This is a genomic window from Niabella sp. CPT15-335-S11, assembly GCF_058792415.1.
Genome location: NZ_JBYTEI010000001.1, coordinates 1,339,059 through 1,363,294 on the forward strand (window position 1 = coordinate 1,339,059; position 24,236 = coordinate 1,363,294).

Sequence of the window (24,236 nt, forward strand, 5' to 3'; positions counted from 1 at the left end):
CAGATCATGCAACGAACTATTTCCATCAGTCTGAAATCCGGAGAAGCGGCCGATGAGCAGCGCATTATTCAGGAAATCGCCTCAGCATTGTCGGTGAATCCGGAGGAAGTAAGCGGTTATACCGTGCTGAAACGTTCGATAGACGCCCGTTCGCGCCAACCGTTGATCAGGCTTTCCCTCCTGGCTTACGTGGATGAACCTGCTCTGCCCAGGCAGTTGATGCCATTTGAATTTAAAGATGTACATGCAGCAAAAAAGAGCGTGGTAATTGTTGGTGCGGGTCCCGCGGGATTGTTCGCGGCCCTGCAATTAATTGAAACGGGGATCAGGCCGGTCATACTGGAAAGGGGTTCAGATGTCAAGAGCAGACGTCGCGATCTGGCAGCGATTAACAAACAGGGGGTGGTCAATCCGGAAAGCAATTATTGTTTTGGAGAAGGTGGCGCCGGCACCTACAGCGATGGAAAGTTATACACCCGGAGTCACAAAAGGGGCGATGTGGAGCGGATCCTGCAAATATTTCATTTTTTTGGCGCAGACGAAAAGATCTTGTACGAGTCGCACCCGCATATTGGAACCAATAAGCTGCCAAAAATCATTACAAATATGCGCGAGCAGATCCTGGCCTGTGGCGGGGAAGTCCATTTCAACCAAAAGGTTGTGGATCTGATTGCAGACAGCGATCGGATCAAGGGGGTAAAAACAGCCGACGGAACTACGTTTGAAGCTGATGCCTATATACTGGCAACTGGTCATTCAGCAAGAGATATTTATTATTTATTACATGCGAAAGGGATTCATCTGGAGTCAAAACCCTTTGCGCTTGGGGTAAGGGCAGAACATCCACAGGAACTGATCGACAAAGCCCAGTACCGTTGCGACGTGCGCGACCCATTTCTTCCCCCCGCTTCTTACAGTTTAGTGGAGCAGGTGGGGGGACTGGGTGTTTTTTCTTTTTGTATGTGTCCGGGCGGCATCATTGCCCCCGCAGCGACCAGTCCCGGTGAAATCGTCGTGAATGGTTGGTCGCCCAGCAAGCGAAATAATCCATATGCGAATTCGGGGATTGTGGTACAGGTCAGGGAGGAGGATGTCCGGTCAACCAGCTTTGCTAATGAAATTTCCGCCCGAAGTGGTCCGGATGCCTTATTTATGCTCGATTTTCAGCAATGGGTTGAGCAACGCGCATTTAAGGAAGGAGGTGGAGGGTTGGTAGCTCCAGCTCAGCGAATGGTGGATTTTTGTAATAATAAGGTGTCCCCCGATTTGCCGGGATGTTCCTATTTACCCGGGATTCATTCATCGGATCTGCGGGAAGTGCTACCCGGATTTATACATCAGGCCCTGCAGAAAGCCTTTGTGGCCTTCGGAAGGAAGATGCGCGGGTATTACAGTAATGAAGCGGTATTAGTGGCCACGGAATCGAGAACATCGTCACCTATCAGGATTCCCAGGGATACGGAGACGCGCAGCCATCCAGGGTTCAGGAATTTGTATCCTTGTGGTGAAGGTGCCGGGTATGCAGGTGGCATTGTGAGTGCGGCCATGGACGGAGAAAGGACGGCGAAAACTATTACGTCTCTTTGGACCTGATCAGTCTATTGATCGCCTGGCGTAGATTGCAGGCTGGTAAGCCATTTTTTCGCTACCAGGTGATTTTTGCGAAACGCCCGTCTTTCCCTTTTAAATTGATTTTTTTCCTTCCGACTAACTTTAGTCTGATTGAGATCCGGTCTTCCCGCATCCACCCATGCCGTATACCAAAAATCGGCAATAGCATTTGCTGAGGCGATTAGCTGGGTATTGATGGATGGGCCGATCGCTTTGTAATAATCGGCCGCGAATGCCTGTGAATAAAACCGTCTGTTACGACCCCAGCGGACCTGCCACCTGTATTTCGTAGTTTCGGTGAAACGTTTGGAGACCTCCTTTTCGGCAGCGAGCATTCCGGGTAACAACGAATGGGTATGTTCCAGGATCTGCCAGATGGCCTCCTGCGGAGACTGCAAGTAACGGGCCTTGTGGCGGCTCTGTAGGGTGAATTGAGAGAGTTTCAGTTCGGGAACCGATGTCTCCCAAAGATCGTGAATACCAAGCTGATTGGTTAGTTGTCCATCGTAATTCAGGGAAGTATGCAGTGGAACATGCGCGTCGCTGATGTAGTGACCGATATCAGCCGCATAAAACAGGATGCTGTCTGCATCCCGGTTCCGAAAGGCCCGTGTAAGTTTTTCCTGCGTGGCTATCACCGTGTAGGGCAGGGTCCCGTATTTTTTCAAGGTGTCCTCACTGTATTTCTTGACAGCATCAGTCCATGCATGAGGTACGGTACGGAATGGATTCTCATCGTAGTATTCCATGTCCATGAAGTGCTTATTGCCTTCTGTAGAATCGGTGTTGCGTCTGTTATCCGGACGTGGCGCGTTCTCAATCAGGTAATCTTTGTGTCTGAAAAAAAATCGGTCCAATTTTTTTGGCAATGCGTAAATGGCCAGTTGATTAACGGTCCGGTGGACGAGAAATCCCCAGCTGCTCAGTGTCAGGATCAGGCCAACAAAGAAAAATACCCTGGCAATTTTCCAGTTCATAGGCTTTAAAATTTCTGCAAATTTGAGCGAAAAAATCTTAAACGGTATGAAAAAAAGTATGGGCGTCACTATGCCTACGAAGAAGCGGGTAAGTTCAGGGACAAGAGTTATATTTGGATTCTAATTCAACCAATATGTCAATATTACAACTGCAGAACCTAAAAAAGTATTTCGATTCGCAGAAAGCTGTTGACGATGTGAGTCTGGGCATTGATCAGGGTCAGATTTTTGGGTTGTTGGGACCCAATGGCGCGGGCAAGACCACACTCATCCGTATGATTACGGGGATTTTTTATCCGGATGCCGGATCTATAATATTTGATGGCAAACCCTTTAATGCCGACCGCGACATCCCAAAGATCGGATATATGCCGGAGGAGCGTGGTCTGTATAAGAAGATGAAGATCGGAGAGCAGGCGTTGTATCTTGCCAGGTTGAAGGGCTTAGACAAGCGGGAAGCGGTTCAGCGCATTCGCACCTGGTTTCAGAAACTGGATATGGAGTCCTGGTGGAATAAAAGAGTCGAAGATCTTTCGAAAGGGATGCAGCAGAAACTGCAATTTGTGACTACGGTTTTGCATCATCCCAGTCTGGTTATTCTGGATGAGCCGTTTAGCGGACTTGATCCGGTCAATTCTAATTTGATCAAAGACGAGATCTATCAATTGGCAAAGCAGGGGGCCACTATCATTTTCAGCACCCACCAGATGGAACAGGTCGAAGAAATTTGCGATCATATTGTACTGATCAATAAAGGCAAGAAGATTTTAGATGGAACGCTTGCCCAGGTAAAACAGGACTTTAAAGAGGATCTGTATCGCATCCGGTTTGAAAAGGATATTTCAGCACCCGAACTTGAAACCAACCTGTTTTCTATCAAGTCATCCGGCGCTAAGGAACTGGTTATCCAGCGCCAGGAGCAAAGGACCAACAATGAGATCCTGCAATATTTTTTAGATAAAGGATTTCCTGTGGAATCGTTCAACGAAATTCTGCCGTCGTTAAATGATATTTTTATCCGCCAGGTGGAGGGCACACCGCTCGCCCGCAGGTTCGAAACCCTTTCTGCATGAACAGACTAGTATGCTTCAAAATCGTTAAATGAACAAGATCCTTCTAATTATTGAAAGAGAGTTTCTGACCCGCGTTCGGAAAAGAAGTTTTATTATAACAACGCTTTTGTTTCCTTTGCTCTACCTGGGTTTGATATTCGGAACGGCATATATCGGAGAAAAATCTTCCACCCGATTCAAAATTGCGGTCATTGATTCCTCAGGTAAATTTACCGCAGCCCGCCTTGAATCTGCGAACCATACAGACAAATCCAGTACGCTGGAATTGGTGCATGAAGCACCAGCAAAACTCGCAGCTAATTTTGAAGAAAGGGGATATGACGGGTATATTGTCATTCCCGAAAATACGATGATCGCCCGGTCTCCCGATCATATTGTCATCAGATCAAACCGGACTTTGGGCACGGCTTCTACCGTCCAGGCTAAACTCAATATGATCTGGAATGAAATTAAGTATGAAGAGCTGGGTATTGACAGCACCAAAAAGGCGCTGCTCAACGAGAGCCGGCTGAACGTGCAGGCGGAAAACATGAAGGACAAGAGTGCCAATGCAAACGTTGCCCTGGTGATAGGTTATGTATCAGGCTTCCTGATATATTTCATTTTGATTATTTACGGTTCGCAGGTGATGATGGGCGTTATGGAGGAGAAGACCAGCCGCATTGCCGAGATTATGGTATCTTCTGTCAAACCTTTTCAACTGATGTTAGGTAAGATCATCGGCATTGCCCTGGTGGCCCTTACTCAGTTTCTACTGTGGGTAGTTTTCATTTTTATTATTTATAATATCACGAAATCAGGGGCCGGCAGTAATCCCGCGATGAATGAAGTGGTGGGGAAGGTGCAGGACGTATTTACCAGCGTCAACATTTCTATGTTGCTGTTTATGTTTATCTTTTACTTCCTGGGGGGATTCTTTTTTTATGCTTCGTTGTATGCGGCCATTGGTAGTGCAGTGAATGAAGATATGCGTGAGGCACAGTCGCTCAGTTTTCCAATAACCATGATCATTATTTTCGCCATATTCATCCTGACCATCGCCATGCGGGAGCCCACCAGTGCTGTAGCCATTTGGGGCAGCATCATTCCCCTGACTTCGCCAATTGTGATGATGGCGAGGATCCCTTACGGGATTCCGGGTACGGTAACTTACTGGGAATTAGGATTGAGCATGGTATTACTGGTGGCCGGTTTTCTATTTATGGCCTGGTTTGCGGGGAAGATTTACCGCACGGGTATCCTGATGTACGGGAAAAAACCAACCTGGAAAGAAATGATCAGGTGGGCGTTCAGAAAGTAATCGGACTAAGGAGGCAGACTACCGGGAATGTGCTGATCGGCTCCAATCTGCGCTCCTGGCGAACATGTTCAGGTTTCAACGTATCAAATTCACTCCTATGAATAGACAAACGATCTTACTGTCACTATTTGTATTAATTACACTGGCTGCCTGTCACGGAAACAGGGAGCACAAAGAAGATAATCCTGAGGGAAGCGATTCCGCAATCGACCATCCTGCTGCCGTCACAGACGGGAGTTTTTATTCAAGATATGAAGGTGCGATTGGGGGAAAACCTGTGGTCATGCATATTTCAAAATTTTCCGATGAGATCAGTGCCAATTATAACCATGATGGTCAGGTTGGGTATACGCTGTTGTACCGCGACAGGGATACCGTTTTGCTCCGCGACAGCATTTCGTTATTTGAGGTCTCCGATTACGGGGGAGGGGATGCAGCGCTGCAGCCTGATCCGCGATGGCATGTGTTGGTCACAGCAGAGACCGTGCAAGGTGAGCGGATTAGTGGCGATAGAAAGAACAGGTACAGGATCGATCTGAAAAAGAGCTTCCCTCCGCGTTCTTCAGCATTTGATGTAATCGGCTTTCAAAATATCTATCGTTTCACCGGTTTAAAAAATGAAACCCCTGAGGCCAGGACCTCAGTCATGATGTTGGAGCCCTCATTGAGGGATGTCGACGGGCAATGGTTTAACCGGATAGTGAACAGTACTGTGTTTGGAGCGGGTTATGAATCATTGAATGTCACGCAGGTAGTAAAGAAATGGGGAACAGCGTTTATAGACAGTTATCGAGATGAGATGGACAGCCTGAAACCCTTGCTGCTGGCGGATACAGCGTCTCATCACGTGTTGAACTACGAGCAGATTATGAATACGAATCTAACCTATAATAATAACGGATATGTGGTGCTGCAGGTGATGGGATATGCCTACCAGGGTGGCGCCCACGGAATGTACGGTACCACGATGATTTGTTTTGATATGCAGGAAAAAAAGAAGATGGAACTGGCGGATATCGTGACTGCGGATTCACTGACGCTGAAGAGCCTGCTGGAGAAGCACTTCCGGATACAGCGAAATCTTCGGCCGCAGGAGTCACTAAATAGTACCCTGTTTGAGAATGACTTGCCGCCAAACCGGAATTTTTATTTTACACAAAAAGGGCTCGGGTTCAGTTATCAGCCCTATGAAGTGGCGGCCTATGCCTTCGGCGAAATAAGGGTGGTCATCCCCTACACCGATCTGAAACAATGGTTGAATCCGGTGTTCAGGAAAAGGATGAATCTCAGGTGACAGAAGAATTGATAGAAATTCAAATCATATATGACGTATTTAATATCTAACGTTTGATGTCGCCGCATCCGTCCGCCGCATCGGACGCATCGTTCGGGTGGGCAGGCCCGCCACAGGTGGGTAGAGTCTTGCGTCTAACCTTACATTCTCACCATTTAGAGATATTTCAGGTCCGTTTTTGGCGTAAGTGCCAGCAACGTCTCATACATCAGGCGGATCGTGTTTTCAACATCGTCCTTGTGTAGTATTTCCACCGTCGTGTGCATGTATCTCAGCGGTATTGAAATCAATACTGACGGGCATCCGTCGTTGGCGTAGGCGAAAGAATCCGTATCCGTGCCTGTGCTGCGACTCAAGGCGCGCCATTGTACGGGGATCTTTTTCTCCTCAGCGATCTTTTCTACAAATCCCAGGAGTTTATTATGAACGGCCGGGGCGTAGGCTAGCGAGGGGCCTTTTCCACACCAGATATCCCCTTCAATATTTTTATTGATCATAGGGGTGTTGGTATCATGGGTTACGTCGGTCACGATGGCTACATCAGGCTTAATGCGCCGGGCGATCATCTCCGCACCACGTAGTCCGATTTCTTCCTGGACAGCATTCACGATATACAAGCTGTAAGGCAATTTTTTCTTGTTCTCTTTTAATAGTCTGGCGACCTCAGCAATCATGAACCCGCCGACGCGGTTGTCGAAGGCGCGGCCAACCCAATGGTCATAGGATAATTCATCGAAACCATCCTGATAGGTAACCACTGCGCCGATATGGATGCCGAGTTTTTCAATCTCTTCTGCCGACCTCGCACCGCAATCCAACCAGATCGTCTCTGGTTTTGGCTGATTATCGTTTTTATCTCCTACGCGCGTATGGATGGCCGGCCAGCCAAAGACGGCTTTCACTGTTCCTTTTTTCCCATGGATATTCACCCGCAGCCCAGGTGCGATCTGATGATCGCTGCCTCCATTGCGTTTCACATATATCAACCCCTCCTTGGTAATATAATTCACAAACCAACTGATCTCATCGGCATGGGCTTCGATCACCACTTTAAAGGGTTTACCTGGCTGGATAACACCGACGGCAGTACCATAGGGATCAACGAACTGCTCATCGATAAATGGCGACAGGTACTCCAGCCAGAGCTTTTGCCCCCAGGTCTCGAAACCGACCGGGGAAGCATTATTGATGTAATTCCTCAAAAAGGACAATGAAGTTGCGGTTGTCAGTGTTTTTGGATGAGTTGTTGTCTTTTTGGCAGGTGCTGATTTAGCCATTTGTATAACGTATTTGAATTGTGAATAAACCGGTCCTGAAAAATGGACGTCATTTTACAATAAAGACCTGGTCTCAAATGTAAGAAAAAAGTTCAAGCATGCCGGGCAAAGCCCCGGGATTGGGTATTATTTGAGCTAATCGTCACCTGTTTGCGTATAAACGCAGCTTTTGAGTACTTCAAATCGTCTAACTTAAAATATCAAACTAATATGAAAAAGTCAGTCAGCATACAGCTCTTGTTATTAGGTGTGCTGTTTTTTACTGGGTCGAAGGTTGAGGCCCAGTGGGGACGTCCGATATGGGGCGACAGGTATCAACGCGGGATGGTATACCGAAGCAGGCCAAGGGTATCGGTTGGAATAGGCGCCTTTGGGGGCTTTGGGTTATATCCTGGCTATTGGGGTTTATCGGTAGGCCCGGGAATGGGGGTATCTGTTGGAATGAATTTTCCGGGTGTAGGTATTCGCATGAATATGCTACCTCCAGGTTACCAGCGTATGGATTTTGGAGGAGTTCCTTATTATTATTACGATGACGCTTACTATCGGCGACTTGAAAGGGGTGGCTATGTATCGGTAGCCCCGCCTTTGGGAGCAACAGTGAGGAGGCTGCCCAGCGGCGTAAGAGAATTGGATATCGATGGCGAGGTTTATTATGAACGCGGCGGTACCTATTTCAGGGAAGAAACCGCAGGTGACGGGGCGTTGGTCTACCGGGTAGTAGGTGTCCGGGGCAGGCTTGATACCGGATCAGGGCGCTCGGGTGGATATTCAGGAGATGACCCGGTGTACAATGATTCCGGTCGAAATTATCCTCCGGTTAACGATCAGTATACTCCATTAGAGGATCAAAAGAGTGAGACAGCGACCGGTGATGATTATAATACGGGTCCACAGGTAGGAGACCGTTTTGATCAGTTACCCCGCAACAGCCGGGCTATTTCGGTGGATGGCGCCAAACAATTTGTATCGCCGGGTGGAACTTACTACAAAGAGGTTCGGGAGGAAGGAAAGACCGTCTATGAGGTTGTGAGAACGCGCTGATAAGCAGATTTTTCGGTTGATTCCGGTCAGTGCCGCCTGTTTGCAACGTTCTGCAAAAAAGAAAGAGGCTGAAGTATTTTCAGCCTCTTTTAGTTACATCAGTATTTTGTTACTAATTAGTTTCCACTTTCAAATCCATTGGGTTTTAACAATGGGTTGGCATCGATAGCCTGTGGAGGAATGGGGAATATAGTTTTGTCTTTTCCATCCGCGGGTTTATCCCACCATTCTTCACCAAAACGATTCCAGCGAACAAGGTCGGTTCTCCTGTGACGCTCTCCGAGAAATTCGCGACCAAGCTCGTTTACAAACTCCTTATCGGTAAGCTTGGAAATATTGGCCACATAGCTTTCGTCAGGCCAGCTGGCATCGTCGAAATTTCTTTTCTTCACGGCGTCGATCAGTTGGGCCGCTCCGGCTTTATCGCCTGCGCGGAATTTACATTCGGCCAACGCGTAGTAAATTTCTGCCAGCCTGATCTCGGGTGCTGAATTCGATTGGAAAAGACCTGCAGGCCGTGGAAGCCAGGGGAATTTCAGGAGTCGTACTCCAGAGTTTTCTTCGCCAGTGGCAACGTGTGAACCTTCGGACCAGCGCCCACCGGGCTTTTCGGAGAATCTTCCTACCTGGTCAACAAATTTTAATGGTTTACCATTATACTCCTCGGTACCATTGAGGATCCTTGTGCTGTCATAACCATATCCCTTAGTCTGGTCATAATAGTACATCTGTCCAACGATAAAGAATCCTTCATAATTGCCGGTAGCGGAAGTGGTTCTGAACGTTTGTTTTCTTTTGTCTGTAGCGGCGTATTTCTCATAAGGTCCTCCAAGCTGATAGTTGTACAGGTTTCCATCAAGGTCTCTGGATGGTGATAAATGGATACCGTTCCATCCGCCCCAGTCGTTGCCCAGTGCATACCTCATTTGATAGTGAGAGAAAGCGTTATACATCCATCCGAAATTGTATACATCCAGTTTGTGAGGAAACTCAAAAAGGTTTTCAGGGGAACGATAGCCGTTAACCCCGGAACGGAAGGGTCCGCGATAATCCCGATCGATGGAATAAGTGCCGTATTTTCCATTGATGATATCCTGCGCAACAGCAGCACATTCAGTGTACATGGGTTTGCCAATCCATTTTTCGGCATTCAGGTACAGGCGTACCAGCAATGCTGCCGCACTTCCCTGATCCCAGCGACCGAGTTTTCCGTTCTTCGGAAGGTCCGGAATTGCTGTTTTGATTTCCTTTTCGATAAAGCTGAAAACTTCCTGTGGTGTGGATTGCGGTTTTGCTTCGCCCGCCTTTTCAACAATGGGCACATTTCTGAAGAAATCCAGCAGGAAAATGTAAAACCAGCTCTTCAGGGTGTTTAGCTCGGCCTGATGTTGTTTCTGATCGTTTGCAGTCATACCAAACTTCGTATAGTCGAGTTTTGCCAGGTCACCGCCAATAACAACACACTGCATGATTCCCTGCCAGGGTCCTATCCAACCTCCATAAATTTGCCCTTGTCTGTCATTCCATGTGTGACCGTGTAATTTAATCCAGTTGCCACCATCGTATCCGTGACGTCCTTTTTGAGTCCAGGTAAACTGATCTGCAGTTAGTTCCTGTAGGTACCACCTGTCACCATCCCAGCCACACCAATGGCCGTGTTCGTAGGGCCTGAGCAGGGCCGCCTGGACTGCGCTTTTGTCTGTATAATAACCATCTGCCGGCAAATCGCTGAACATCTCCTCAGTCAATTTGGTGCAGGAGGAAATTGCCATTACAAACAATGACAATGCGAATATTAAAAATTTATAGTTCTTCATAATAATATCGGATTAGAGATTAAAAATTTAATTGAACACCGAAAGTGTAAGTTCTGGTAACGGGATAAAGATCTAACTTGTTTACTCCGGGTTCGAGTCCTGTTGTCTGAACCGCTGCAGGATCAAGTCCCGTAAATTTGGTGAGGGTAAATACGTTCCTTACGTTTCCATAGAACCTCATGCTGTTCAATTTAAACTTGTTCATTTTTTTCGTCCATCCCAGGGTCAGGTTATCCAGCCTCAGGTAGTTTCCGTTCTCCAGAAAATAATCGGTGATCACTTTGCCCGATTTAATATGACCATTTCTGGTGTAAGCGTCCTGCAGGAGATTTACACCAGGTTCGGCAGCCAAACCAAAATACATTTGGTACAGGTTCAGGATCTGGTAGCCAAATTTGCCCTTGAAGAAAAGAGACAGGTCGAAGCCTTTGTAGTTAAGATCGTGGCCCCATCCCAATTCGACTTTGGGTACACCATTTCCCGTGGTCACTTTATCGTTGTCTCCGGCCTTGTTGGTCGCGTTTATTTTTTCATCTGTCAATTTTCCATCTTTAACAGCGTAGACCAGGATGTTACCCTTATCGTCTACACCCGCATACTTGAATCCCCAGAAATCGCCTACATACGAACCTTCCTGGTAGCGGAACGCTGGCCCAGGATTACCAGGTGAAGGCAGGTAGTAATAGTAGCGTTTGTCTGCCTTAAATTTTTCATTTGAGAACTTGGTCAGTTGTGAACGTGTATAGGATCCTGCGAAGTTGGTCGAATACTGAAGCGCATCGGTTGCGATTACTTTCCAGTTGAGGGTTAGTTCGAAACCTTTGTTAAGTTGATCGCCCACGTTCACGTACATACGGTCGTGCAGGTACGGTGGTACGGGAACCAAATAGTCGTTAATCAGATCGCTGCCTTTTCTGTGGAACCAGTCGAAGCTTCCTGACAACCTATAATCGAAGAGTGAGAAATCAACACCGAGGTCGTAGGCATGTTGTTTTTCCCACCTGAGGTCGGGATTGGGATTTGGAGAACCGGGTCCGTATACCCTGATCCACTGACCTGCGTCATTCAGATACCTGCCATAAGGTGAGTATTTAGCCAAAGAGGAGTATCTGTCAAATCCAGAGCGGCCGGTAATACCATAAGAAAAGCGCAGTTTAAGATCATTGATCGCTGAAATGGATTTGATAGCGTCCAGGTTTGAGATTCTCCATGCTGCTGAAGCGGATGGGAAGAAACCCCATTTGTTATTGGGACCGAATTTGGTATTCCCTTCATACCTGCCTGAAATGGTCAGGAAATAGGTTTCGTTGTAATTATACATTGCCCTGGCCAGGAAGGCGATGGTTTTTTCTTTGCTCCTGTTGGAGTAGATGATATCTGAGGCGTTGAAGACCTGACCGTTGTTCCAATCACCGGTCCCGATATTATTCCATTCAAAATAATCATTTGGAAAACGCCTGTTTTGCATTTGATCTCTGAAATAGTTGAGTTCGTTATAGCTGTAACCACCCACTGCTTTGATGTCATGCTTGTTTATTTTTTTAGCATAGTTGCCCAGCCATTCCAGGGTATAATCCCTCCATTGCTCATTGTTGATTCTGGCGAAACCAATGTAACCGCCGTTTACAGAGTTTTCATAATCGGCTGTTTCATACCTAAGCGCTTTTCGGGTATGTCCCTGTCTGGACAACCTCAGTTCTGTATTCAAATCACGGGTCAGGTTAAGTTTGAAGTTCAGGTTGATCACATCGTACTGCTGTTCGGCTCCATCTTTGCGGGTCAACAGCCTTTGCACGGGATTGTAAGTGTCATAGCCCTGTAATGTATTATACTTAAGAGGGTTAGTCGGGCTCATCAGTGGAATGGTAGGATTGAGTCTGACAGCTTGTTTGAAAGCGTCATAATCGGTAAAGTCTTCATTTGCAAATCTGTAAGACATGTCACCACCGATTTCCAAAATACCGTCCAATGCTTTTTGGAGGAAATTAGCTCTCAGTCCATATTCTCTCCTGTCGGTTGCTATGTCAATACCCTGTTTCCGACGGTAGTTTCCGGCAACGCGGAACATTGAATTCTCGCTTCCTCCGCTGGCTGCCAGGTAATGGTTGTAGCCAATGTTATTATCCCTGATCAACAGATCATACCAGTTCGTTGATGAACCAAAGTCCTTATCTCTCTTGTGTTCCAGGAATTGTGCAGGTGAAAGTATATTTGGACGTTTGGCTACCACGTCATGATCCAGCCAACCATCATAATTCAGTTTTACCTGACCTCCTTTTCCTTTTTTGGTGGTAACCAGGATTACGCCGTTAGCGCCTCTCGTACCGTAGATTGATGCGGATGCGGCGTCTTTGAGGACTGAGTAAGATTCAATATCCTGTGGCGTCAGGTTTCTCAGATCACCACCGGGCATCCCGTCGATAACGATGAGCGGACCGTTTCCGGCTCTGAATGAACCTGCTCCTCTAACCTGTAGTTCGGGTGCTGCGTTCGGATCGGCTACTGACCGTCCGGAAACTGCGAGACCGGCAACTTTCCCATCGATCTGCTGCATCGGGCTGTTAAATGCACCCTGCAGAAAATCCTTGCTGTTGACGTTGGAGATAGATGCGGTCAGGTCCTGTTTACGGGCCGTTCCGTATCCGATAACCACGACTTCATCCAGGTTGGTAGATTTGGAGGTCAACACAATTGGACCCAGGTTGCTCCTGTTGTTCACGGGGACTTCCACGGTGTTATATCCTATTGATGTAACCGAAAGGACTGCGTGTCCGCTGGCGACATTCAAACTGAATTCTCCGATTTCATTGGAGCTTACAGCGTTCGCCGTGCCTTTTTCCTGAATGGTTGCCCCAGCGATAGGGTTGCCTTTATCATCCATAACCTTACCGGTTACCTGGAAGACTGTTTTAAAAACTGTAAGTTCGTCTTTGCCGGGAAAAGGTCCTGTTCCCGAAGCAAAAAGCGAAGCACCTACTAACATACTGGCGAAAAATAGAATCGTCGCCCTGTACGGCAGCGTTGCACGCTTTAGTGCAAGCAAACTTGTTTTTTTCTTGTTTTCTTTCATGACAGAATTGTTTTTTGTGTAATAGTGTGTAAAGCAAAAAGTGCAACAGTTGGGCCAACGGGAACGAGATAAGTAGCCTGTCCAGCAAGCATTTAAGTGTTGCGTGTACAATTTTTGGTTTGGAACTGACTTGGCCGATTCATTCTCATGGCTAATGATCGTTTCGAAGTCTGGTTCAGTTTAAAGTTTTATTTCGATCTCTTAACGTTATACGAATTTGACAATGATCTCTATTAATCTCTGAGGAACTTCGGGATCCATAATTTATTCACCTGCCCCGTTTGCTATAATTTCATACCGTTTTTGCAAAAATCAAACTGAAGCATTCTTGACGTTTAGTCTATGCTAAAACGTTTTAGCTCATGTTTGACCAATAAATCGCTTTTCATTTTTCATCATGTAAGCGAGTCCCTTACTTAATCAAAAGATTCTGGCCCAAAATTAAAGGCAATTTTAGAATAAAGAAAATTATTTTTTTATTGCCTTACTGATACGCTGCCGGAGAAAAAACTCCTGTACGCACCAGCGCCAGGGCATCACAGCGATAATTCTGTTAGTGCAGGAACAATAGCGTTTTTTGTTCAGTCCCGGTAACTTTTATCTACCGGTCGCGTTTAGTACAAAAAAAGAGACTGAATTATTTTCTGTTTCTGTTACTGTTAGCGACAAAAATATCTTGTTACTTACTAATTTCCTCTCTCAAATCGATTAGGTTTTAAGAGCGGGTTGGCATCGATAGCCTGCGTAGAATGGAGTATACGGTTTTGACTTTCGCAACATTGGATTTAATCCGAATAACATCCATTTAATTAATACGTCATTTATTTTTTGGTAGAATTTCTCTCAATCAGTTTAGGAGAAACTAAAAAAGTCTCGTTCTTGGGGGAATTCACCGGTTGGTGAGAAAATTTACCTTCGATTCTTTCGAAAAGAATCCCGACCGAAATGTTTACAATCTGTTCAAGCGGCTGATCAATAACGGTGATTCCGGGCTGATAAAGGCGAAATAGCTCGTGATCATCAAAACAAATCACACCAATATCATCAGGTATCCGCAGATTTAGCAAACCCAGGCATTCCAGTCCCGCTATTCCCAGATAGTTGGTTCCGAAGAAAATCGCATCCGGCCGGTACTGTTGAATTGCGTGCTGCATCTTCTGTAATACCTGGTCTCTGGGTTCCTGAAACTTTACTTTCAGAATCTTTGCGGGGTAACCGGCAGCTTTCATGGAATTCAAATAACCCGCCTCTCTTTTTTTAATCTGCACCAAATTGAGCTGCACCGAGACAAAAAGGACCCTCTGATACCCACATTGAAACAGGTGATCCATACCCAGCTTAATACCCGCAAGGTTGTCGACCAGCACGCCGGGCACATCCAAACTCCTGAAATTCCGGTCGATGAATACAACCGGTAAATTTTTGCTCAGTAAGAAACGGATTGAATCCTGGATTCCGTCTACCGGAACGATCAGGAAACCGTCGACCAGCCCGTTTGCGAGGTTTTCAATGAGCCTGATCGTGTTGTCACGGTCGTTGTTTGTGCTGGAGCAGACCAACTGGTAGCCCTTCTCCCGGACAACACCTTCAACAATATGAGTGATGGTTGAAAAAAAATGGTTCGAAATATCTTCTACTATCAGGGCAAGGACCCTGGTCCTGCCGGATTTCAGTCCCTTTGCCACAGAATGTGGACCATAACGCATATGCTGCGCAATGGCGGCGACTTTCCTGATCAATGCATCACTTAAACGCATTTCCTTTCCGCGGCCGTTTAAAATGAGGGATACCGTTGTTACGGACACTCCTGCCTTATTGGCAACATCTTTTAAACGCACATTTTTCACGCCGGGTAGTTCAGGTATGTTTGATTTTGTTCTTATAAAATAGACAGACTTCTCTGAGCCCGCATATTTCACATTTCGGAGTGCGCGCCAGACAGATGTACCTTCCGTGGAGAATCAACCAGTGGTGAGCTTTGTGGATCAGATTACCTGGAATATTTTTCACCAGTTCTTTTTCTACCGCCAGCGGTGTACGGGCCCCTGCAGATACAAGCCCGATGCGTTTACTAACTCTGAAGACATGGGTATCCACAGCCATATTCGGTTGTTTTTCGACAACCGATGTGATGACGTTCGCTGTCTTCCTGCCTACACCCGGCAGCGTCATCAGTTGATTAACGGTCATGGGAATTTCACCGCCGAAATCGCTAACGACTTTACCGGCCATGCCTATCAGATGCTTGGTTTTGTTATTGGGGTAGGAAATACTGCGGATCAGCTGAAAGAGATCTTCCGTTTTGGCCACACTAAGGGCTTTTACGTCGGGGTATTTTTCAAAAATCTGTGGGGTCGTCTGGTTCACCCGTTTGTCTGTGCATTGGGCCGAAAGTATAACCGCCACAAGCAACTGGTAGGGATTATCATACACCAGTTCAGTCTCAGGTTCAGGGGCATGCTTTGTAAAATAGTCTATAACAAAACGATATCGTTCTTTTCTGGTCATTTCTACCGCAGTTGAAACAAATATACTTTTAATGGTTCAAATTGCATGGCGCCCATTAAAAAAACCGGCAATCCGCTTCGCGGCTGCCGGTTTTCAGCAATTTAATATTGTAATTATTTCGCCTCTTCTTTATGCGCGTTGTCTTCAGTCAGAAATATATCCTCGTTTGCCCTTTTCATCAGATATTTTTCCCTGGCCAGTTTTTCAATCAGGGCCGGGTCTGTCTGGAGGTTCTTTTTAATCTTCTGTAACTCGGATAATTCCCGGGTATAATAATCCTTACTGGACTCCAGCTCTTTTAGTTCCTTCCGTCTCTCCATATTGGTGATGAGGTCATTCTTATCAAGGAATACCATGACCACCACAAATATGGCGGAAGCAATAAAGAACTTGTTGGTCAAAAACCGGCCAATTTTGCTCAGTGCGCGCCTCCTTGCCACAGGTTTTTGTCGCGGCAACTGTTGTTCTTCTCTGACAAAATCTACAAATTTTTCCATATTGAAAAGATTAAATCCGGTCTGTAAAAAATCCTATACTTTCAAACTCCGCGCGGTTGTCACTTGTTAAACCGCCAGTCAATCAGCTCAGGAACCTGATCTTTCCATGGGGATATACCGCGCTTTCGCCCAGCAATTCCTCGATTCGGATCAATTGGTTGTACTTGGCGATCCGATCGGTCCGGCTGGCTGAACCCGTCTTGATCTGACCACAATTCAGGGCTACTGCCAGGTCGGCGATAGTCGTATCTTCGGTCTCGCCGCTACGATGACTCATAATCGTGTTGTATCCATTGGTCTGTGCCAAAGTCACCGCGTTGATCGTCTCGGTAACCGTTCCGATCTGGTTTACCTTTACGAGAAGTGCGTTAGCAACTCCTTTATCAATTCCTTGTTGAAGACGCTCCACGTTAGTAACAAACAGGTCGTCGCCCACGAGCTGACATTTCTTGCCGATCGCTTCGGTGAGCATGGCCCATCCTTTCCAGTCGTCTTCGGCCATGCCGTCCTCGATTGAAACGATTGGGTATTTTTTCACCCAGGTTTCCCAGTATTTTACCAGTTCTTCGCTGCTCATGGCTTTGCCACTGCTTTTGTGGAACACATATTTTTTCTTTTTGGCATCCCAAAGCTCGCTGTTAGCTGCATCCATCGCAATCACGATTTCAGAACCGGTCTTGTATCCCGCGGCAGTAATCGCTTCGAGTACCGTTTCAATCGCTTCTTCATTGCTTTGAATATTGGGTGCAAAACCGCCTTCGTCACCCACATTGGTGCTAAATCCTTTTTTCTTCAGTACATTTTTCAGCGCATGGAAAATTTCCACTCCCCAGCGGAGGCCGTCACTGAATGTTGTGGCGCCTACCGGCATAATCATAAACTCCTGAAAATCGATCTTATTATCCGCATGAGCACCGCCGTTGAGGATGTTCATCATCGGGATGGGTAAAGTCTTGGCATTGGTGCCCCCTACATAACGATACAAAGGCAGACCGGCTTCTTCAGCCGCAGCCTTGGCTACCGCCATACTTACTGCCAGCAGGGCATTGGCGCCCAGTTTGGCTTTGTTGGGTGTACCATCCAGTTCAATCATCAGTTGGTCAATGCCTGTTTGGTCAGCTACATCATACCCGATCAGCGCGGGCATAATGACCTCGTTCACGTTTTTAACTGCTTTTAGCGTACCCTTCCCCAAATATTTTTTCTTGTCTCCGTCTCTCAGTTCAACAGCTTCATGTATGCCGGTGCTGGCACCACTGGGAACGGCTGCACGTCCCAATATGCCTTCATCCGTAACTACGTCAACCTCCACGGTCGGATTGCCACGACTGTCCAGAATCTGTCTTGCAAAGACATCAGAAATGTAACTCATGCGAATAGTTTTATGTTAGTTTAATTAAAATGCCTTATTTGGTGACGCAAGTTAAACAATCGGCTGCGGAAAGCGGAATTTTTAGGGAAATTTTATAGCACAGATGTGGAAAAGCTCCCGCTGTTTCAGCGGGGAAACGCGATACCCGCGTCACGGATCTGGTGTTACACGGAGATAGTCCCTTTACTGTTGATTGTAGGTGAAATCGATACTTCCGGCCTCCGGATCACAGGTCGTCATAAAGATAAAGCGGATCGATCTGGCTGATATCGGGTTTTATTTCACAAAGGGTATTAATAACGCCATTACTGAGTCCGTAGACCCAGCCGTGCAGGTGTGGCGCCTGCCTTTCCTGCCAGGCTTTTTGTATAATGGAGGTCTTAGAAAGTTTTTGAACCTGTTCAATGACATTCAGCTCCACCAGCCTGTCTGCGCGTTTATTCTCATCCGCAATAGCTTCCAGTTCTTCACGATTATGAAATTGAACATCTTTAATATAGCGGAGCCACATATTGAGCACCTGGTTAAAATCGTGGTTGCTCATTGCAGCTTTAATACCGCCGCACCCGTAATGGCCACAGACGATAATATGCCGGATCTTTAAATGTACTACTGCGTATTCCAAAACACTAAACAGGTTGACATCCGTGTAATCCACGACGTTGGCAATATTCCGGTGGACGAAGATCTCGCCGGGGTTTGTTCCTGTGATTTCAGTTGCAGGAACCCGGCTGTCACTGCACCCGATCCATAAGAACTCAGGATGCTGAATATGTTCCAAACGGCTGAAGTATTCGGGGTCGAGGGAGAGTTTTCGCGCTGCCCAGTCCCGGTTCGACTGTAATAATTTTTCGTAGGATTTCATTCGTGGTAAGTTCCGGGTTGATTTAGCTCCCCGTTAAGTAAAAGTAAGGGTAAATGAAGAAGACGCAGAAAAAATCCTGATCATGACGGTATTTTCAGGTAGATAACGTCGATAGTCTAAAGTCTGACTTTCTATGGTCCGGCGCCCGGAATTCACAACTTATTTGAGATTAAATTGTCATATTTAAATGGGTGTATTAAAGCAGATGGCGGAATACCTTTGGTTGCGAAAAAAAGATTCCAATCGCCCCAGGAGTTCTTGGGTGGGTTATATGCATGGGATCAACAGGATCAGCATCATCTTATTCATCCTTTCGCTGATCATCATTGTTATTAAGCTGCTTCGACACTAATTGCAGGATCTTAGCCGCCGCTTTTTCAGAGGCGCTGCCTGAAAATGAAAGCAGGTCCTTCAGTTGCTTATAATCATCTGACAAGGTTTCTTTCCGATTTTCATCATATAACAAAGATCGCAGCTCGCGAACGAGGTTTCCCACGCTCATTTCACCCTGGATCAGTTCCTTCACGACTTCCCGATCCATAATCAAATTGACCAGTGAAATATATTTAATGCTGATGACCTGCTTCGCTATCAGGTAACTGATCGATGATCCTTTGTAGCAAACCACTTCCGGAACGCCAAACAAGGCGGTTTCGAGCGTTGCTGTCCCTGAAGTGACCAACGCGGCAGTTGCCTGCATCAACAAATCGTAGGTCCGGTTATTCACAACGGAGACATGGGGATAGTTGGCAGTGAACCGATGGTAATAAGAAGCGTCCAAAGAGGGCGCCCGTGCGATCACGAAATGAAAAGAAGGAAACTTCAGGCTGGCCTCAAGCATCACGGGCAGTTTCCGCTCAATTTCCTGTTTCCTGCTGCCGGGGAGCAGGGCTATCACCGGTTTGTTTTTTGCCGCACCGCGAATTTCGTCAATGGCCGACTCTTTGACCGGCTCCGATTTCTTTTTTTCGATTTCTTCAATTAAAGGGTGCCCGACATAAGTGACCTCCCAATTCCATTTATTTTTGAAATAATCTTTTTCAAAGGGCAGTATGACAAGCATCTCATCAATGCATTTCTTCATCATCTTAACCCTTCCCTCTTTCCAGGCCCAGACCTGTGGTGCAATATAGTAGGCAACTTTGATGCCCTGTTTCTTTGCCCAGGAAGCGATGCGCAGGTTAAAGCCGGGATAATCAATCAGGACCAGTACATCAGGTTTGAACGCGAGGATATCTCTCTTACAAAAACTGAGATTTTGCAGGATAGTACGCAGGTTTAGCACGACCTCCGCGAAGCCCATGAAAGCCAGGTCCCGGTAATGTTTCACGAGTTCAGCTCCCGCATCTGCCATCCGGTCACCCCCCCAGCATCTGATCGTAGCGGTGTTGTCCAGTTTTCGAATGGCACGGATCAGGTTGGACCCATGCAGATCGCCGGATGCTTCGCCCGCAATCAGGTAGTAACGGGTACTGCCCTGCCCGAGGTTTGAGGAACTTTGTTCTTCCCGGATGTTCGGATTCATGTCCAGCCTGTTTATTTGTCTGCTGTTTTATTTGTGCGAGTTTTCGTTTGCCGCTGTTTTGTAACCCCGTTTGTACCCCAGGTTTTCTCCAGTCTCTTTTTTACTTCGTAGGAGGTGAGGTCAAACTCAACCGGGACCACACTCACGTAATCATTTGCCAGTGCCCACACATCGGTATCTTTTGATGTGTCAAAATTGACGAAATCGCCCGTCAGCCAATAGTAATTCAGGCCGGTCGGATCCTTACGTCTCAGGAATTTCTCTTTATACTTGGCATAGGCCTGTTTACAGATCTTGTATCCCCTGATATCTTCCAGGGGAAGTTTTGGAATATTGACATTCAGCAGCAGGTGCGGATTTCCCTTTTCTTTCAGCAGTTTTTCAACAATCAGGCGTGCATAATATTTAGCAGCGGAGAAATCAGCATCGATGCGAGAATCCAGCAAAGAGAAACCTGCGGCAGGAATGCTTTCGATAGCGGCCTCCATGGCTGCCGACATCGTACCAGAATAAATAACGTTAATGCTATGGTTGGCTCCATGGTTGATGCCACTGATGCAGATATCCGGTTTTCCATGCAAAACCTTATCCACAGCCAGTTTTACGCAATCTACCGGCGTACCCGAACAGGAATAGGTTTCTGCACCCTCATACAGATCTATTTTTACAAGTCGCAGCGGATGTCCGATTGTGATGGCGTGCCCCATTCCAGATTGCGGCTTATCGGGCGCCACCACAACGATTTTTCCAAGTCCCTGCACGGCTTCTACAAGATTGCGGATGCCGGGTGCAGACACGCCGTCATCGTTGGTGACCAGGATAATGGGCTCTGTTGTCTTAACTTTTTTTCGTACTGCCATGCGGCAAATGTAAATCATATCCCGCAGGCCATAAATAATTCAATCACATTCCACCCAAATACCTGTCGGATGCAGGTTTCAGGCTGGAGTTACGGTCTGATTTTCCTAATCCTGCAGCAGGATCGAACTCGATTGATGGGTGAGTTTTCCACCAGCGGCCAACAAAATCCGGCGTGGCATCAGCATATAATTTGCCCCGCCCAACCGGCAAAAGCTATAATTTTGCCGCCTGCCACAACAATTAATTAATTTTGAAGATGCACAACGTTGATTTTTTAGTGATCGGTACCGGAATAGCTGGTCTGACCTACGCCTGGAAAATGGCGGGTCGATATCCGGAAAAAAAAATCCTGATCCTGACCAAGGCTACCGCAGATGAAACAAATACCAAGTACGCCCAGGGCGGTGTGGCTGTGGTGAGCGATACCGTAAACGACAGTTTTGATAAACATATCGAAGATACGCTGATCGCCGGCGACGGACTTTGCGATCAGAAAATTGTGGAGATTGTTGTCAGGGACGGGCCAGACCGGATCCATGAACTCATTGAACTAGGTGCTAGTTTTGACAAGGAGGCTGATGGCGATTATAAACTGGGTAGGGAAGGCGGGCACAGTGAATTCAGGATCATGCACCACAAAGATATCACCGGCTGGGAGATTGAGCGGGCCTTGCTGGATGCTGTTTCAAAGGTTCCGAATATCGAGATTTCAAAAAACCGGTTTGTGATTGATTTAATCACCCAGCATCACCTGGGTTACCTGGTTACCAAATCCACGCCGGACATTGAATGTTACGGTGTCTATGTGCTTAACCTGGATACGAACGAAACGGAAACCATACTTTCTGATCATACCTACCTGGCCACCGGAGGAAACGGGCAGGTGTACCGGAACACCACAAATCCGGGTGTCGCAACGGGAGATGGGCTGGCGATGGCTTACCGTGCAAAGGGAAGGATCGAAAATATGGAGTTTATCCAGTTTCACCCGACAGCACTTCACGAACCGGGCCTGACGGGGCAGGCCTTCCTGATCACGGAAGCGGTCAGAGGAGATGGAGGTATCCTTCGAAACAAAGACGGGGAAGCTTTTATGGAGCGATACGACCCGCGAAAAGACCTGGCCCCCAGGGATATTGTAGCACGTGCTATGGATAATGAATTAAAGGTGTCGGGTGACGACCATCTGTGGCTCGACTGCCGTCATTTTGAAGTGGAGAAATTTGTGGAGCATTTTCCCAATATTTATGAGAAGTGCAAAAGTATTGGCATTGATATTCATACCCAGATGATACCCGTTGCTCCGGCTGCCCATTATAGTTGTGGTGGCGTGAAAGTGGACGAATGGGGGAGGACTTCTATCCGGAACCTCTACGCGGTTGGCGAGTGCGCGTGCACAGGGTTACATGGTGCCAACCGGCTGGCCAGTAATTCGCTGCTGGAGGCGATGGTATTTGGTCATCGTTGTTTTGAATACGTTTCCGGTATTGTGGATTCGGGGCAAATGCACAGTTCCTACCGGGACTCCGCTACGATCCCATCCTGGAATGCCAAAGGCACTTCACACCCCCGTGAAATGATCGTGATCACGCAAAGCCTGAAAGAGCTCAGATCTGTGATGAGCGATTATGTGGGGATCGTGCGAAATAATTACAGGCTTCAAAGGGCATCCAGGCGGATCGATATGCTTTGGGAGGAAACAGAACAACTCTACCGAAGCAGTAAGTTGTCACCACAGTTGCTTGAACTCAGAAACATGATCACCGTTGGATATCTCATCATCAAAGGAGCCAGTTTCCGGAAGGAAAGCCGCGGTTTGAATTTCAATACTGACTATCCCGAAAAGAGCAAGCTGACACAAGATATCGTATTATAAATAAAACAGCAGCCGATGCCGGATTCCGGCGTGTATTTGAGATATGTACTATCTTCTTTATTCATTGTTATACCTGGTATCACTGTTACCGCTGAGGGTGTTGTACGTCCTTTCCGATGCCATCTACTTCCTGGTCTATTATGTAGCAGGCTACAGGAAGGGGGTTGTGATGCAGAACCTGGCTATCGCGTTTCCGGATTCTTCCGCGGGCGAACGGAAAAAGATTGCCCGCGAATTCTATCGCCGGTTTATCGATTCACTGATAGAAAGCCTTAAGCTGCTATCCGCGGACGCCAGTTTCTTTGAAAAGCGATTCCAGGGAAACTGGGAGGTTGTGGATCGTTTTTATGATGAAGGCCGCGCGGTGCAGTTGCACCTGGGGCATACGTTCAACTGGGAGTGGGGGAACGCTGTTCTCACCAAAAAAATCAGGTATCCATTTTTGGGCGTGTATATGCCACTAAAGAATAGAGCCATCGATCGGTTATTCCTGAAAATGCGATCCCGGCATGGCAGTATTTTGCTGAGTGCGCAAAACATGGCCAGGGAGTTTGCCCCTTACCGTGGAACGAAGTATTGCCTGGGTTTAGTGGCAGACCAGAATCCGGGGTACAACCTGCATTTGGCGAAGTGGTTCACCTTTTTCAACAGGCGGACAGCGTTTACAGTCAGCCCGGCTAAGAACGCGATCCGGAATGATACGGTGGTGATATTTGCCGCCATTCGCAGGCCCAGAAGAGGATATTATGAGGTTAGCTTTGAAGTGGGAGAAGAAAATCCATCGAGCAGTAACGAGGATCAATTGACCCTGAAGTTCGTCAGGTACCTGGAGCAGGTGATCATCCGGGATCCTTCCATGTGGCTTTGGAGCCATCGTCGGTGGAAACACGAGTGGGAAGATGGCCTGCACTTTGTAGCCTGACAGAAAATTCTACCGCTCCGATCCTGATATAAAGATTATCCGGGTGAGGCGAGGCCAGACCTGACTCAGGGGATGCAGGATATGGGCATCGTTTGTTACGTGAATTATTCCTGAGCTTTTGCCTGTTAACGCATGCTTTCTAGCGTCTTATTCCCTATCTTTGCGGCCGGCAGGTCTCATACGACCAGCTCCTACTGAACCTCCCCAGGGTCGGAAGGCAGCAAGGATAGGTGGTTGTAGCGGTGCGATGTGAGTAGCCTGCCTTTTTTTTATTTATACCGGTATTTTCATTGGATTGTAGAGCCTTTTAACTGGACCGGGACGGACGCCGGCAGCATCGTAAACCC

General features: G+C 47.1%; 19 protein-coding genes and 1 other RNA gene. 9 read left to right on the forward strand and 11 right to left on the reverse strand.

The annotated features are described in order from the left end of the window. Positions 1 to 6 precede the first annotated feature (6 nt). Complete coding sequence (locus tag AC3WS5_RS05345) at positions 7 to 1,593, forward strand: NAD(P)/FAD-dependent oxidoreductase (RefSeq protein WP_492466222.1); 1,587 nt, start codon at positions 7 to 9, stop codon at positions 1,591 to 1,593. Positions 1,594 to 1,598: 5 nt separating this feature from the next. Here AC3WS5_RS05345 and AC3WS5_RS05350 read toward each other — a convergent pair whose 3' ends face one another. Further along, complete coding sequence (locus tag AC3WS5_RS05350) at positions 1,599 to 2,588, reverse strand: zinc dependent phospholipase C family protein (protein WP_492466223.1); 990 nt, start codon at positions 2,586 to 2,588, stop codon at positions 1,599 to 1,601. 134 nt (positions 2,589 to 2,722) lie between these two features. On the opposite strand from AC3WS5_RS05350, the gene AC3WS5_RS05355 reads away from it, so the two are divergent. The 3 genes from AC3WS5_RS05355 to AC3WS5_RS05365 all read left to right on the forward strand — a co-directional run bounded on the left by AC3WS5_RS05355 (position 2,723) and on the right by AC3WS5_RS05365 (position 6,255). Continuing rightward, positions 2,723 to 3,661, forward strand: coding sequence for an ABC transporter ATP-binding protein (locus AC3WS5_RS05355; protein ID WP_492466224.1), 939 nt, complete (start codon positions 2,723 to 2,725; stop codon positions 3,659 to 3,661). Between the two features lie 28 nt (positions 3,662 to 3,689). Further along, positions 3,690 to 4,961 (forward strand): ABC transporter permease, encoded by a 1,272-nt coding sequence (locus tag AC3WS5_RS05360; RefSeq protein ID WP_492466225.1) that lies wholly within the window; start codon positions 3,690 to 3,692, stop codon positions 4,959 to 4,961. 97 nt (positions 4,962 to 5,058) lie between these two features. Continuing rightward, entirely contained in the window at positions 5,059 to 6,255 is a 1,197-nt protein-coding gene (locus tag AC3WS5_RS05365; RefSeq protein ID WP_492466226.1) for an RsiV family protein, read from the forward strand. 155 nt (positions 6,256 to 6,410) lie between these two features. On the opposite strand, the gene AC3WS5_RS05370 is transcribed toward AC3WS5_RS05365, so the two are convergent. Then, the gene (locus tag AC3WS5_RS05370) at positions 6,411 to 7,532 is read right to left on the reverse strand and encodes a M42 family metallopeptidase (protein WP_492466227.1); all 1,122 of its coding nucleotides are present in this window, start codon (positions 7,530 to 7,532) and stop codon (positions 6,411 to 6,413) included. A 210-nt stretch (positions 7,533 to 7,742) separates the two neighbouring features. On the opposite strand from AC3WS5_RS05370, the gene AC3WS5_RS05375 reads away from it, so the two are divergent. Further along, entirely contained in the window at positions 7,743 to 8,576 is an 834-nt protein-coding gene (locus AC3WS5_RS05375) for a DUF6515 family protein (RefSeq protein ID WP_492466228.1), read from the forward strand. Positions 8,577 to 8,692: 116 nt separating this feature from the next. Here the strand turns inward: AC3WS5_RS05375 and AC3WS5_RS05380 are convergent, their stop codons facing one another. From AC3WS5_RS05380 to AC3WS5_RS05410, 7 genes are all read right to left on the reverse strand, one after another. Next, entirely contained in the window at positions 8,693 to 10,393 is a 1,701-nt protein-coding gene (locus tag AC3WS5_RS05380) for a RagB/SusD family nutrient uptake outer membrane protein (RefSeq protein ID WP_492466229.1), read from the reverse strand. 19 nt (positions 10,394 to 10,412) lie between these two features. Beyond that, positions 10,413 to 13,463: a SusC/RagA family TonB-linked outer membrane protein gene (locus AC3WS5_RS05385; RefSeq protein WP_492466230.1), complete on the reverse strand. Its 3,051-nt coding sequence runs from the start codon at positions 13,461 to 13,463 to the stop codon at positions 10,413 to 10,415. 821 nt (positions 13,464 to 14,284) lie between these two features. Further along, a complete protein-coding gene (locus AC3WS5_RS05390; RefSeq protein WP_492466231.1) occupies positions 14,285 to 15,301 on the reverse strand; it encodes a LacI family DNA-binding transcriptional regulator in 1,017 nt (338 codons plus the stop codon). A 19-nt stretch (positions 15,302 to 15,320) separates the two neighbouring features. Continuing rightward, on the reverse strand, positions 15,321 to 15,971 hold the full coding sequence (nth, locus tag AC3WS5_RS05395; RefSeq protein ID WP_492466232.1) for an endonuclease III: 651 nt from the start codon (positions 15,969 to 15,971) through the stop codon (positions 15,321 to 15,323). Between the two features lie 113 nt (positions 15,972 to 16,084). Beyond that, the gene (locus tag AC3WS5_RS05400) at positions 16,085 to 16,468 is read right to left on the reverse strand and encodes an FtsB family cell division protein (protein WP_492466233.1); all 384 of its coding nucleotides are present in this window, start codon (positions 16,466 to 16,468) and stop codon (positions 16,085 to 16,087) included. 82 nt (positions 16,469 to 16,550) lie between these two features. Continuing rightward, on the reverse strand, positions 16,551 to 17,840 hold the full coding sequence (eno, locus tag AC3WS5_RS05405; RefSeq protein WP_492466234.1) for a phosphopyruvate hydratase: 1,290 nt from the start codon (positions 17,838 to 17,840) through the stop codon (positions 16,551 to 16,553). 226 nt (positions 17,841 to 18,066) lie between these two features. Beyond that, positions 18,067 to 18,705, reverse strand: coding sequence for a carbonic anhydrase (locus tag AC3WS5_RS05410; RefSeq protein ID WP_492466235.1), 639 nt, complete (start codon positions 18,703 to 18,705; stop codon positions 18,067 to 18,069). A gap of 205 nt (positions 18,706 to 18,910) precedes the next feature. On the opposite strand from AC3WS5_RS05410, the gene AC3WS5_RS05415 reads away from it, so the two are divergent. Continuing rightward, positions 18,911 to 19,057 carry a DUF6728 family protein gene (locus AC3WS5_RS05415; protein ID WP_492466471.1) on the forward strand — a complete coding sequence of 49 codons (147 nt, stop codon included), beginning with the start codon at positions 18,911 to 18,913 and terminating at the stop codon, positions 19,055 to 19,057. Here the strand turns inward: AC3WS5_RS05415 and lpxB are convergent. Together lpxB and surE are read right to left on the reverse strand one after the other, a co-directional pair. Further along, a complete protein-coding gene (lpxB, locus tag AC3WS5_RS05420; protein ID WP_492466236.1) occupies positions 19,007 to 20,230 on the reverse strand; it encodes a lipid-A-disaccharide synthase in 1,224 nt (407 codons plus the stop codon). The genes AC3WS5_RS05415 and lpxB overlap by 51 nt on opposite strands. Positions 20,231 to 20,241: 11 nt before the next feature. Continuing rightward, positions 20,242 to 21,090: a 5'/3'-nucleotidase SurE gene (gene surE / locus AC3WS5_RS05425; RefSeq protein WP_492466237.1), complete on the reverse strand. Its 849-nt coding sequence runs from the start codon at positions 21,088 to 21,090 to the stop codon at positions 20,242 to 20,244. A gap of 257 nt (positions 21,091 to 21,347) precedes the next feature. Here surE and nadB point away from each other — a divergent pair, with 257 nt between their 5' ends. The 3 genes from nadB to ffs all read left to right on the forward strand — a co-directional run bounded on the left by nadB (position 21,348) and on the right by ffs (position 24,156). Then, positions 21,348 to 22,967 (forward strand): L-aspartate oxidase, encoded by a 1,620-nt coding sequence (gene nadB, locus AC3WS5_RS05430; RefSeq protein ID WP_492466238.1) that lies wholly within the window; start codon positions 21,348 to 21,350, stop codon positions 22,965 to 22,967. A gap of 43 nt (positions 22,968 to 23,010) precedes the next feature. Beyond that, on the forward strand, positions 23,011 to 23,889 hold the full coding sequence (locus AC3WS5_RS05435) for a lysophospholipid acyltransferase family protein (protein WP_492466239.1): 879 nt from the start codon (positions 23,011 to 23,013) through the stop codon (positions 23,887 to 23,889). 167 nt (positions 23,890 to 24,056) lie between these two features. Continuing rightward, positions 24,057 to 24,156: signal recognition particle sRNA small type (gene ffs, locus AC3WS5_RS05440), an RNA gene on the forward strand. Positions 24,157 to 24,236 lie beyond the last annotated feature (80 nt).